The 12,708-nt window shown below is 41.8% G+C and carries 13 protein-coding genes and 2 pseudogenes; 4 read left to right on the top strand and 11 right to left on the bottom strand.

Annotated elements, in window-relative coordinates; translation table 11 throughout:
* Positions 1 to 80 precede the first annotated feature (80 nt).
* Entirely contained in the window at positions 81 to 839 is a 759-nt protein-coding gene (locus tag AC50YG_RS04105; protein ID WP_494824866.1) for an SDR family oxidoreductase, read from the bottom strand.
* Positions 840 to 1,180: 341 nt separating this feature from the next.
* On the opposite strand from AC50YG_RS04105, the gene AC50YG_RS04100 reads away from it, so the two are divergent.
* Positions 1,181 to 1,849, top strand: coding sequence for an SDR family NAD(P)-dependent oxidoreductase (locus tag AC50YG_RS04100; protein WP_494825307.1), 669 nt, complete (start codon positions 1,181 to 1,183; stop codon positions 1,847 to 1,849).
* Positions 1,850 to 2,206: 357 nt separating this feature from the next.
* Here AC50YG_RS04100 and AC50YG_RS04095 read toward each other — a convergent pair whose 3' ends face one another.
* The 8 genes from AC50YG_RS04095 to AC50YG_RS04060 form a co-directional block, all read right to left on the bottom strand.
* A complete protein-coding gene (locus tag AC50YG_RS04095) occupies positions 2,207 to 3,289 on the bottom strand; it encodes an alkene reductase (protein ID WP_494824865.1) in 1,083 nt (360 codons plus the stop codon).
* 35 nt (positions 3,290 to 3,324) lie between these two features.
* Complete coding sequence (locus AC50YG_RS04090) at positions 3,325 to 4,026, bottom strand: SDR family oxidoreductase (protein WP_494824864.1); 702 nt, start codon at positions 4,024 to 4,026, stop codon at positions 3,325 to 3,327.
* Between the two features lie 60 nt (positions 4,027 to 4,086).
* Entirely contained in the window at positions 4,087 to 4,785 is a 699-nt protein-coding gene (locus tag AC50YG_RS04085; protein WP_494824862.1) for an SDR family oxidoreductase, read from the bottom strand.
* Between the two features lie 238 nt (positions 4,786 to 5,023).
* Positions 5,024 to 5,602, bottom strand: coding sequence for a TetR/AcrR family transcriptional regulator (locus AC50YG_RS04080; protein WP_494824860.1), 579 nt, complete (start codon positions 5,600 to 5,602; stop codon positions 5,024 to 5,026).
* A gap of 99 nt (positions 5,603 to 5,701) precedes the next feature.
* Positions 5,702 to 6,064 (bottom strand): SDR family NAD(P)-dependent oxidoreductase, encoded by a 363-nt coding sequence (locus tag AC50YG_RS04075; protein ID WP_494824858.1) that lies wholly within the window; start codon positions 6,062 to 6,064, stop codon positions 5,702 to 5,704.
* 246 nt (positions 6,065 to 6,310) lie between these two features.
* Positions 6,311 to 7,156 (bottom strand): alpha/beta fold hydrolase, encoded by an 846-nt coding sequence (locus AC50YG_RS04070; RefSeq protein WP_494824855.1) that lies wholly within the window; start codon positions 7,154 to 7,156, stop codon positions 6,311 to 6,313.
* 3 nt (positions 7,157 to 7,159) lie between these two features.
* A complete protein-coding gene (locus AC50YG_RS04065; protein ID WP_494824852.1) occupies positions 7,160 to 8,173 on the bottom strand; it encodes an NADP-dependent oxidoreductase in 1,014 nt (337 codons plus the stop codon).
* A gap of 12 nt (positions 8,174 to 8,185) precedes the next feature.
* Positions 8,186 to 9,187: an NADP-dependent oxidoreductase gene (locus tag AC50YG_RS04060; protein ID WP_494824850.1), complete on the bottom strand. Its 1,002-nt coding sequence runs from the start codon at positions 9,185 to 9,187 to the stop codon at positions 8,186 to 8,188.
* A 138-nt stretch (positions 9,188 to 9,325) separates the two neighbouring features.
* Here AC50YG_RS04060 and AC50YG_RS04055 point away from each other — a divergent pair, with 138 nt between their 5' ends.
* Positions 9,326 to 9,922, top strand: coding sequence for a TetR/AcrR family transcriptional regulator (locus AC50YG_RS04055; protein ID WP_494824848.1), 597 nt, complete (start codon positions 9,326 to 9,328; stop codon positions 9,920 to 9,922).
* A 256-nt stretch (positions 9,923 to 10,178) separates the two neighbouring features.
* Here the strand turns inward: AC50YG_RS04055 and AC50YG_RS04050 are convergent.
* Positions 10,179 to 10,429: pseudogene (locus AC50YG_RS04050) on the bottom strand (sigma factor-like helix-turn-helix DNA-binding protein); the annotation flags it as partial.
* 168 nt (positions 10,430 to 10,597) lie between these two features.
* Here AC50YG_RS04050 and AC50YG_RS04045 point away from each other — a divergent pair.
* Both AC50YG_RS04045 and AC50YG_RS04040 read left to right on the top strand, forming a co-directional pair.
* Entirely contained in the window at positions 10,598 to 11,062 is a 465-nt protein-coding gene (locus AC50YG_RS04045; RefSeq protein ID WP_494824846.1) for a TetR/AcrR family transcriptional regulator, read from the top strand.
* A 253-nt stretch (positions 11,063 to 11,315) separates the two neighbouring features.
* The gene (locus AC50YG_RS04040; RefSeq protein ID WP_200931666.1) at positions 11,316 to 12,068 is read left to right on the top strand and encodes an SDR family oxidoreductase; all 753 of its coding nucleotides are present in this window, start codon (positions 11,316 to 11,318) and stop codon (positions 12,066 to 12,068) included.
* Positions 12,069 to 12,140: 72 nt separating this feature from the next.
* Here AC50YG_RS04040 and AC50YG_RS04035 read toward each other — a convergent pair.
* Positions 12,141 to 12,667, bottom strand: a pseudogene (locus tag AC50YG_RS04035) (sigma-70 family RNA polymerase sigma factor); the annotation flags it as partial.
* Between the last annotated feature and the right edge of the window lie 41 nt (positions 12,668 to 12,708).

Here is a 12,708-nt window from a genome sequence, read left to right as displayed (position 1 = left end):
ATACAACAATTGACCGTATTCTAAAAGAAAAAGCTGCCTAAGCTCCTGCAGAGGGCTTAAGCAGCAATAGGACTAACACATTAAAGAATGGTTTGAGCGCCATCCAGAACCAAATCAACGCCAATGGTGAAGCGTGACTCATCCGAAGCCAGATAGACAACAGCTTTGGCAATCTCATTGGCTGTACCCAAGCGCCCGGCTGGAATACTATCACGAATGCCATTCATAACCATTTCTTGAATTTCGGTAGTTACGCCGAGCTTATCCTTATCGTAAAGCGGCGTATCAATCGGTCCAGGACTCACCGTGTTGAAGCGAATTCCGTGAGACGACAATAAGTCAGAATTCCAGGCTTTGGTCAAGGTGGAAATGGCACCTTTAGTAGCCGCGTAAGCATTAGAAGTTGCATATCCAGCATGAGAGCTGTTTGATCCCATCAGTACGACAGAGGATGGGTTCGCCATCACGGGAACCAGCGCCTGCATTAAGAAAAATGGAGCTTTTACGTTGATGGCAAATAAGCGATCAAAGCTAGTTTCATCAATTTGCTCGAATGGACGCCAGTCGGATACACCTGCATTTAAAAAGGCAATATCCAGCTTACCGAAATGTTGTTCAATGCGCTCTGCCAGTTGACGTTGGGCGTTAAGATCTCGGGAATCTGCCTGAAGCACAAGGACTTGATTTCCTAGTTCCTTTTGCGTTTTCTCTACATTTGCAGGGGTTACTCCGGTGACAATCAATTCAGCGCCTTCAGACAGAAATTGCTTGGCCGTTTCCAAGCCAATTCCGCTGGTGCCGCCCGTAATAAGTGCTCGTTTACCTTTAAGTCTATTCATGTTAAAACCTCCAGTGCAAGATACTTACAAGAACAAATATAAGTGCGGGATTAACTAAAGTCAAGTAACTCAACTTTATATTTTTGTTAATGTGTGATAAGATCATTACGTTGACAGGAGACGGTGAACACAAATGAGGAAGGAGTAGTCCTCTGGAGAGATTTCCGACTCGAATCGTGAACGCAAACTGCTTCAAACCTTGTTGGAAGGACAAATCCAAGATGTCGATGCAATGAAGGTCTACTGATGCGTATAAAAAAGTAGAGCAGTTATTTAAGTGTAAATATGGACTGTATCAAGAAAATAATATCTCTATGAAGGGTGAGTATGAATTGAAAACAATGGTTATTATCGGTGCAGGACCTGGTCTAGGCTTCTCACTAGCCAAGACTTTTGGAAGAAACGGTTTTCGTGTCGCACTCGTTTCAAGAACACAGGAGAAATTGGACCAATATGCAGAGCAGCTTGGTAAGATGGGCATTGAAGCTCAGGGTTTTGCTGCCGATATCACTAACAAAATGCAACTTATCAGGGCTTTTCAAGAAATTAAGAATACGTTCGGTACAATTGATGTCATGGAGTTTAGCCCGCATAGTGGAAATGTTACTACGACATCTGTTCTGGAAACGACTGATGAGAGCGCACTTCAATTTTTCAACAATGTTGTCATTGGAGCTATAAATACAGCCAGACAAGTCATTCCAGAAATGACAGAACGAGGTGAAGGTGCGCTTCTTTTCACAAGCGATCTTTCCGCCATGAGTCCAAGCCCGATGTTTGGAAATTCAGGTATCGCCATGTCAGGACTCCGGAACTATATTCTTAGTTTACACGATCGGTTGCTTCCTCTTGGAGTATTTGTGGGCCATTTATCCATTAGTCCTTTAATCAAGCGGGGCACAAATTTTGATCCTGATCATGTGGCAGATGCTTGGTACAATCTGTATGATAAAAGAATAGAGGCAGAGGATACTTTTCCTAAAGGAATCATGCAATTAGGGCGTGTCTGAAAACTCAAAAGAGAACTGAATATACTCAATTTCCATTTAGTGGTGAGAAGGGATATAATCAATATATATACATATGTATAAAATACGGGTTTTGTGAAGATGTCGGTCAGGATAGCGTAACTGACCTTTCTTTATAAAGAATGATGCCAACATTAATCGGACTATATTCTTGTCCATTACAGCAATCGGTACAAGTTCTTGTCCTTGGCTCGGGACACGAACTTGCGATAAAACAAAAAAAGCCGCTAAATTAGCGACTTTCAATGGGAATATGTTCTTGTCCCCCGACATCTACAATACCACATGGCGTGCCACTGTAATGGCACGCCATGTGGTATTTATGTTCTTATTGCTGTGTTACTGCCTTTGAGCTTTCACTTCATCCATCGTAGGATAATCTGTATAACCCTTACTTCCGGTACCAGCATATAAAGTATTACGATCAACTTCATTTAAAGGGAACCCTACTTTGAGACGTTCCACAAAATCTGGATTAGCCAAAGACCATACACCAACGGGTACCAGATCAGCTGTGCCACTATCAATATCTACACTAATATCATCAATAGCACGCCCTGCTCTGTTGACCAATAATGCGTTTGTCCAGTTTATGCGAATGTCTTGGAGAAGCTTCTCATTTCCAAGATGCATGACATGAAGGTAAGCTAAATCCAATTGAGCTAATTCCTTTACGAGGTGGAGATAAAGTTCAGGACCTTGTTCCCCATCTTGTATTCCTCCAAGAGGTGTTCCTGGCGAAATACGGAAGCCGGTTCTTTCTGCTCCAATTTCTTCGATAATAGCTTTCGCTACTTCGATCGCGAAGCGACTACGATTTTCTATAGAGCCTCCATATTCGTCTGTCCGTGTATTTGAATTCTCTCCAAGAAACTGATTAATCAGATAACCATTCGCTCCATGAATTTCGACGCCATCTGCTCCTGCTTTTATAGCCGCTGCTGCTGCTTTTCGGAAATCAGCAATGGTTGTTTGAATATCCTCTTTACTTAACTCCCGCGGAACCGGGATATCCTGCATTCCTCTAGCGGTGAACATCTCCACACCTGGCGCGATTGCAGATGGAGCAACAGGTTGACGATGATGGGGTGTATTATCTGGATGCGACATGCGGCCCACATGCATTAATTGGATAAATATATAACCATCAGCTTTATGAACTGCATTCGTAATCTTATTCCAACCTTCTATATGCTTTTCAGTATAGATACCAGGTGAATTCAAGTAACCTTGCCCATCATCAGAAGGTTGTGTGCCTTCACTAATGATTAACCCCATAGATGCTCTTTGAGCATAGTAAAGGGAGCTTAGTTCACTTGGTGTACCGTCCTCTTCTGCTCTGCTACGTGTCATTGGTGCCATAGCTAAACGATGAGGTAATTCCATATTTCCGATTTTTGTTTTAGTCCACAATTTACTCATTTTGAACAACTCCTCTGTAGTTTAAACTAGTTTTTTTATTTAGAAAGTTGTGGGTATAGTGCAGCTACACCACCGGCAAGTCCAGCTTGTACTTGACGACTAACTTCATCTGCGATAATTTCAAAGCTGTCAGATTCTATGCCGTCAATAGCTGTTTTCGCGATATCTGCAGGATTGGATTTAGGCATGTCTACGTTGGCAGTCATGTCTGTCTCCATAAAGCCAACATGTAGACCAGCTACTCTTATGTTGCGTGGATATAAATTTAATCGTAAATCATTCGTTAATGCCCACTCTGCAGCCTTTGCAGCCGTATACGCGCCTAAAGTTCCCGAACTAAACCATGATAATCCGGAAAGAATATTCAATATGGATCCTCCCCCGTTTTTCTCTATGATCGGTGCAAATGCCCGAACCATGGACAGTGTACCGAAAAAGTGTGTATTAAATTCCAAATCTATTTTTTCAGGATCACCGTCCAGTAAAGACGCCTCTGTTGATGATCCTGCATTGTTAATTAGCACGGTAACATCCTGAGCGATCTTAGCAGCAGCTGCAACTTCTTGAGGGTTAGTAATATCCAACTTAACTGGTGTAACACCTGGAATATCAATAGTTTCTGGGTTTCTTGCACCTGCATACACTTTTGCCCCTCTTGATAGAAGTTCAAGGGCAAGATGGCGGCCAAATCCCCGGTTTGCTCCAGTAACAAATGCGACTTGTTCAGAAATTATCATTTTTATTGTCTCCTTTGGTCTGTTTTTAAGTTAAATTCTTTATTATTACTGTTCCTTATTCTAGGAAAGTTGAGGGTATAGTGCAGCTACACCACCGGCAAGTCCAGCTTGTACTTGACGACTAGCATCATCCACAATAATTTCAAATACGTCAGATTCTATGCCATCAATAGCTGTTTTTGCAACGTCCAAGGGGTTAACTTTGGGAACTTCTAAACCCGATGTCATGTCTGTCTCCATAAAGCCAACATGTAGACCAGCTACTCGGATATTCTGAGAGTGGAGATTTAAGCGGAGGTCGTTCGTCAATGCCCATTCTGCAGCTTTTGCAGCCGTATAAGCGCCCACAGTACCCGAACTGTACCAAGACAATACGGAGAGAATATTCAGAATCGAACCACCGCCATTTTTAGTCATAATTGGTGCAAAGGAACGAACCATAGAAAGAGTCCCCAAGAAATGCGTGTTAAATTCTAAGTGTATTTGATCTAGATCTCCTTCAAGTAAAGAAGCACCTGTTGATGATCCCGCATTGTTTATTAGAAGTGTTACATCCTGAGCGATCTTAGCAGCTTCAATCACCTCTTGAGGATTGGTAATATCCAGTTTCACGGGGATTGCACCTGGGATATCAAGAGATTCTGGATTTCTTGCTGCTGCATACACTTTTGCTCCTCTGGACAGAAGTTCTAGCGTTAAATATCGACCAAGACCTCGGTTGGCACCAGTGACAAATGCGACTTGTTCAGAAATTTTCATTTTTGTTACTCCTTTTTATTTTGTAGTATAGTATTCCAAAACAAATCTGGATTCTTCTCATTACGAAGATACAATCTCTTATTAGATGGAGGGATACGTTTTATAATATAAGAATGATCATTCTATATTTGGTAAAAAGAAGGATCTCTTCAAGAAGGAAACTTTGTTGGTTCAATATATTAAAACGATCATTCTAAAAATCATAAACATTGATACATAAAGGACAATTAACCTATAACTATTTCGATAAAAGTTTTATAGAGATGTTGGCTGTACGTTGCAGGTTCTCCTTAGGAATGGAAGTTCTCGCCATTGCCCTCAATCCAATACCCACCACATTCAGATATTCTGCCAGTACCGAGGCATCATAATCTAGGTTTAATTCTCCATTCTCCTGTCCCCACAAAATAATATCCTTGAACAGTTGCTCTGCTAGTGTAAATGATTCAGTGGCCTTTGAATCCACATCTACATCGCGCATAGCTAATTCCACGGCAGAATTCACCATTAAACAACCAGAAGGTGAATCTTCATTCCCATATATCATGTAACTAATAATCAATTGAAGAGCCTCAACAGCCGTCTCAGAGCCTTTAACTACTCCTGCAAGCTCGCTATTTACTTTAGTTCGAAATCGATCCATTGCTTTCAGAAACAACGTATGCTTGTCGCCAAAGGTGTCATACAAACTTCTCCGATGGATGCCCATATGCTCAACTAGATCCGTCATTGATGTCTTTTCATAACCCTGTTCCCAAAAGAGCTTCATTGCCTTATCTAGTACTACTTTTTCTTCAAATTCTTTGTGACGTCCCATTCTGATTCCCTCCTCCACACTCAATATAACATATTGAGAACGATAGGTAAAGAATGAAAAATGTATAAGATTAGTTTTTCTTATTACCTTGCTTAAGAATCATTTGACCCAAGTATGCGTGATAAAATCCGTGGCGAACTTCATTGAAAAGCGCATAACTTTGGTAAAACCTGCGTTCACGCGTAGTTTATTTTTCAACATGCCTTTAATACCAACATTAACAAGCTTTGTTAAGGGAAAAGAGATCAATTTATTCATCAATCCTTCATCATAAGTGTCCATGAGATTGGTTTCAGAGATAACTGGTGGACAAAGCTCCATCACATGAATATTTTTTCCTTTGTAACGGATTTGTTCACGTAATACATCACTGAACATGTGTATGCCAGCCTTCGTTGCAGAATAAGTCGGTGCGTTGGCAACGGTAATATTAGCAAGTAGAGAAGTAACGTTAACAATCATTGCCTCTCTTTGTTTGGCTAACAGTGGCTACAAAGCCTTGGTCTAATAGCGCACAATACCAGCTGCATTAACCGAAAGTCCCCAAATGAAATCCAAACCAAATCATAAATTAATATCGTAATATCGTGATTATTTTGCCCACAATCAAAAATAACTTGCGGCTCACGTTATTTTACTTCTAACCAGTTTTGAGCCTTTTATCAAATATATACGATCTTTGTTTTTGGGCATTTTCATTTTCCGTTGCTATTTATCTAAAAATGCTATTACTGATTTCACAAATTTATCATGATTTTGAAAAATCCCACCGTGACCGGAATCTTTATAAATAATGAGCTTGCTATTTGGAATGCGTTGTGCCAAATCATAGGAGTTAGGTGTAGGTACCATTCTATCATCATCACCGTTTACTACAAGTGTAGGTTGCGTAATTTCTGACAAATCAGCAGGTTTTGCCATACCCCACTCGTGGATGGCTTTAAGTTGTCTACGATATCCTTTGATACTAATCATCTTATCTCGCGCCTCTTTACGTTCTTTGATACGAACCAAGAATTCTTTTGCTTTCTGTTTGCCATTATCTGTTCGCGTGAAGAATAAATAGGTTTTAATATCTCTCAACGTGAAGATGGCACGTATCAAAGCACGATCAGAAAGTTTCGTAACATTTTCAATGCCTTTACCACCACGCGGGCCTGTTCCTGACAAAACAAGTTTACGAACCAGTCTTGGTTCGATGGCCAAGAGTTCTTGTGCAATCATACCACCCATCGAAAATGACAAAATATCGATTTGCTCAAATCCCAATGTATGAATGAACGTCAACGCATCTCTTGCCATTTGTTCAATCGTATCTGGGACTTTCCCACTAGAAAGTCCAACACCCTTATTATCAAATGCAATGACCCAATGTTTTTTGGCAATACCATCCACTACGCGTGGGTCCCAGTTGTCTAGATTAGCAGATAAATGAGTGAAAAAAATGACTGGGATACCTGTTTTCTCTCCTAGTTCACGGTATGCGTAAACTGTTCCATCAACAGTCTTAATACTTAGATTTGGTGCTTTTACATATGAATAGTTAGTTGCCATAATTCATTTACCTCCATCTTCTACTTTTAACAGAACTTTCCCTTGGTTATGCCCTGTCGCAATCTTAGCAATCGCGGCATTCACTTGGTCAAACGTGTACTCGGAATCAATCACCGGCTTAATGTTTGTTTTTTCAAGATACTGTGTGAAAGCTGCTAATTGCTGACCATTCGGCTGTACGTACAGAAAGTCATAACTCTTCTTATGCCATTTCGCTAGCCCATCAAAAGGCAATCCCAGTAAACTGAAAAGAAGCTTCTTTGGAGTTGACAAGTCAGCGCTTCGTTTAGCGAAACGGGCATTGGGACCAGCGCTTAACGACAATAATTTACCACCGGGCTTTAATATTTTAATTTGTTTACTAATTTCACTGGCGCCCCGGGTATCAATAACATAATCAAAGCCTCTCAGTATGCGAGTATAATCCTGCGTTTCATAATCGATAAACTCATCTGCACCGAGTCGATTAGCCAAATCACGCGCTGATCCACTACCACTGACGGTCACAAACAGTCCTTGTGACTTCGCGTAAGGGATGGCAATCTGTCCAAAGCCCCCCGTACCTCCAGAGACAAATAATTTACTGCCTTGTTGAGCACCTAAAATATCTAGTGCTTGGATGATCGTCAAAGCAGACAATGGTACGGCCGCTGCTTCTGCAAAGGAATGATTAGCTGGCATCTTAGCCACAATTGCCGCATCTACTGCGACATATTCAGCGAACGCTCCCATTGTATCTAGCGGTGGCATAGTGTATACGAAATCACCTGTTTTAAAACTTTGGACACTGGTACCGACTTCAACCACAACTCCAGCCAACTCGTTGCCTAGAGTCAATGGAAAGTTGTAATGATCGAACAACTTAACTTTTCCTGTAATCGCCAAGACAAGGTGTGGATCAACACCGGCTGCCTTAGTCTTGATCAGAACCTGAGTTGATGTGATTGATGGAACATCGACTGAGTTGATTTCCACTTCAAGTGTTTTGGAATATCTAGAAATTTGTGCAGCTTTCATTAGGTGCTCCCCTTAAAATCGGATAATGACTTTTCCTTTAGGATGGCCAGTCGCAACAAGCTTCAGAGCCTCATTAATATCTTCAATGTGGAATTCAGTCGGGTCCACCGCTGGTACAATCCCGTTATCTTCAATAATCTTCGTAATTTTCTTTAATTGTTCGCCATCACTGCGAACAAAAATGAAATGATATTGAATCTTCTTTTTCTTCGCTTTGTGATCATACTTAGCCCCGGCAATGGTGAAGAGCTTTTGTTTCCAACCTGGCAAGCCCATATGCTGGGCGAAACGTTTGTTAGGACCTGTCCGCAGAGAAAGAAGGCGACCTCCTGCTTTAATAATGGAAAGTTCATGATCAAACTCGCTTGCTCCCAATGTATCAATCACATAGTCAACATCACTAAGCTGTTCCCAATAGTTCTCAGTCGTGTAATCAATGTATCGATCTGCTCCAGCCGCTATAGTCCGTTCACGCGCTTGCGGATTTCCACTCACGATGACCTCAAGCCCCATGCTTTTGGCGATCGGAATGGCCATTTGACCAAATGAACCAGAACCCCCAGGAATAAACACGCTTTCGCCAGCTTTGGCAGCCAATTCTTCATGTAAACCTTGATAAGCAGTCAATCCTGTTAATGGCGCAGCAGCACCGGTCACAAAATCGAGATTAGCGGGCAAGTGCCCGATGGCATCCGCATGAATCGCCGCGTATTCCGCAAAGGCACCGATTTTTTGTAGTGGCAGGCGTGAGTAAATTGCATCGCCAACTTTAAATCCCTGGACGTTCTTACCAACCTTTTCAATGACACCTGTCAGTTCGTTACCCAGTACCAACGGGAACTCATAATCCTGGATCAGCTTCACGCTCCCGGTACCAATGAGCAATTCCAAATGATTAACCGCCGCTGCTTTCACCTTGACCAAGACTTCGTTATCACTTATTTCCGGGACTGGAATATCATTGACTTCTGCTATAAATTTTTTTGAATATTTGGTGATCTGTGCTGCTTTCATAATTAATAGCCTCCTATGTGCTGAATAATAAGTAACATTTATTTGATTTTGTAACTTTTGTGACAAGCATAATGCCAGAGGTTACAAAAGTCAACAATTGTTACACACTGTTTTATATGCTAAAATACAGGCAGCAGCATGAACGATTATTGGGGATTTATTGAAGAAAGAAGGGTTGGCAGCACAGTGGCTAAAATCACACAAGAGCTCATTATTGAAACAGCGGAGACATTAATTGAACGCACGGAAAAATCCGAAGTGACCCTCTCACAAATTGCGGATGAATTAAGTATCACCCACGCAGCGCTTTATAAACACTTTAAAAATAAGCAAGAGCTCTGGGCAGCCGTGTCGAAGAGCTGGTTCAACCGGATGATTTCAGAACAAATCAAAATAGACATGACTAATATGGCTAATCCACAGGAATTGCTCCACAATTGGCTTTGGGCATTTGCTAACGCAAAAAAACGTGCTTATAACGAGAATGCCAAAATGTTCGCCTTGAATACGCAATATGTTGACAGCAATCCACTGGTATTACGTGACGTTCTCTGGGATTCCTACCAAATTATTGACGGCTTCATGGGCTATCACGATCCCCACTTGGAACGGGCAGAAGCGATTCTCTCCGCGTTTGCGGTGTTTAGCCTCCCGTCCTTCAAAGAATCCTGGAATTTACCAGACTACCAGGACAGGTTTGAACGCATCTGGAGTTTAATCAAACAGGGTCTCTAAATCCAAACCTCTAGTTGGATTCAAAAAAACCGCAAAAGAACTCTCTCTAGAACCAACAATGTCCAAAACCTTTTTGGAGCTTCGTCAAATTCCAACTTCATCGTGAATCCCTTTTTTTCGTAGAGATATAGCAGTTGGATATACTTATCCGCATTCATCAGGGGTTCACCTAAAAACAAAAGCAACTTAACCGCAGACAAGTCGTTTTTTAACGTTTTTATTTTAAAATACTACTTTGTAATTATCATTTCATTTCTTACCGCTTCACCTTATAAAACTCATGATACAGCTTCATCAGCGCTCTTTTCTCAATCCGCGACACATAACTCCGCGAGATCCCCAGCTCCTTCGCAATCTCCCCCTGCGTCCGCTCTTCCCCGCCGGTGTCCAAGCCAAACCGCCCACTACAACTTCCTTCCCCCGGTCATCCAGAATGTCGAGATTGCGGTAAATCTTGCTCTTCTCGATCTTCAGATAGACTTCCTTAACAATATCATCTGCATTGGTCGATTAAATGGAAACGATTTTCTTCACCGTGCAATCCGTAATGTACACATAAACCCCATTGCTGCGGGCTGCAGCTCAATTCAAAACAATACTTTACCTATCGTTCTCAATATGATAATATGAATTTGCAGACAGGAGGTGGGGCAGCAAAAGGGCGTGAGAATGATCATGGCGAGAAGCAAAGAGTTTGAAATCAACGTGGTATTAGACAAGGCAATGGACTTATTCTGGCGTCAAGGCTACGAAAAAACCTCCATACAGGGGCTTGTCCAGGGCATGGGTATTCACAGAAGAAGCTTTTATGATACGTTCGTAGACAAGCATCAGTTATTTATGGATGTCTTGAACCGATATACTTTGACTTTGAATTCAAATATTACGAATCGCATTCATCGCTCAAATTCTGCCAAAGAGGCTATCCAGCAGTTGTTTGAAATGATAGTCAGTTGTGAAGAGAATCAACCCAAGGGCTGTTTAACGGTAAATTCGGCCGTTGAACTGTCACTGCTCGATCCAGAAGTGGCAGTTAAAATTCATGAGCAGTTTTTTGCTTCAGAGCAATTGTTGTATGATTTGCAGGTGAGCGTTCAGTTCAGAAAACGGGAGAAATTCCCGAACATTATGATGCTGTGAGCCTTTCTCTCTATCTGCATAATGCTTAGGTGGGATTGCGTGTAATGATTAAAACGACAGAAGACAAAGAAAAGCTGGAAAGCATTATTAATACAACTTTAGCAGTCCTGGGATAAATTTTTTAACATAATTAGAACGATCGTTCTCGATTTAAATCTAAAGCGGCATTAATTTTAGGTATGATGCCAATCCTAAAATCATCAAGGCTAAGTCAAAGGACTGTATAAAATAAATCTTAAAGGAGAATTTAAAAATGACTATAAACATGGACGGCAAAGTTGCTTTTATAACTGGAGGAAATCGTGGCATTGGATTGGAAACGGCACGTCAATTAGGTAAGCTTGGAGCCACTGTCGTTATTGGGTCACGCGATTTGGAGAAAGGGAAGGTTGCTGTGGATACACTTCGTTCGGAGGGAATCCAAGCGGAGAATATCAAATTGGACGTCAATCTAGCCGAAGACCTTCAAGTTGCCTACAATTTTTTTGAACAGCGGTACGGTAAGCTTGATATGTTGATTAATAATGCTGGGATACAGATAGAGATTGAAGATCTTGCACCCATTAATGAAACAAGTACCGTTTCGCCGGTCGTTATGCGTGAAACCTTCGATGCCAATTTCTTCAGCATGGTTGAATTAACTCAGCTACTGCTGCCGTTGATTCGCAAAGCGCCAGCCGGAAGAATTGTTAATGTATCCAGTGCGCTTGGATCGAATACACTCCATTCCGATCCCGCTGCTCAAATTTATGATGTCAAGCTTCTTGCTTACGATGCCTCGAAAGCGGCAATGAATACCTTTACGACCCATCTTGCACATGAGCTGAAGGATACACCAATTAAAGTGAATTCTGCTTACCCTGGTTGGGTGAAGACTCCACTGGGCGGAAAATACGCTGATATGGATCTTGAAGATGGCGGTAAGACAAGCGTAATGCTTGCCACGTTACCTTCGGACGGACCGACAGGCAAGTTCTTTCATATGGACACAGAGCTGCCTTGGTAATACGGTAGTTAATAGAAAAACGTGTTAATACGGCGAGCGCTTTCCCAATATAACGGGAGAGCGCTCGCCTGATTAAAGCGAAAAAAATGATGTGAACTTATTTTGAAAGAAATAAGGTTTAACAGGTACATAACTCCGCGAGATCCCCAGCTCCTTCGTAATCTCCCGCTGCGTCCGCTCTTCCCTGCCGGTGTCCAGGCCGAAGCGGCCCACTACGACTTCTTTCTCCCGGTCGTCCAGAATATCCAGATTGAGGTAAATCTTGCTCTTCTCGATCTTCAGATCCTCCTCTTTGATCACATCATCTGCCTCTGAGCCGAGGATATCGATTAACGTAATCTCATTACCTTCCTTGTCCGTCCCTATAGGGTCATGCAGGGATACGTCCTTTTTGTTTTTTAAATGCATCAGGATTTCGTTCTCGATACAGCGGGTAGCAAAGTAGCCAGCTTCGTGCCTCTGTACGCGCGGTAGCTCTCAATGGCTTTGATCAGCCCGATGGTGCCGATGGAGAGCGGATCCTCCATATCTTCACCTGTTTTTTCGATTTTTAAATAAATTGTGTCACAATATATAAAAATATTATATTTATACAGCAAAAAATCATTGGAATTAAACTAAAAGAAATACGGGTTTTGTG

Source organism: Paenibacillus sp. J31R34 (assembly GCF_059383715.1).
The sequence above is the reverse complement of the archived record's forward strand: the minus strand, read 5'-3'. Positions and strand labels throughout refer to the sequence as shown.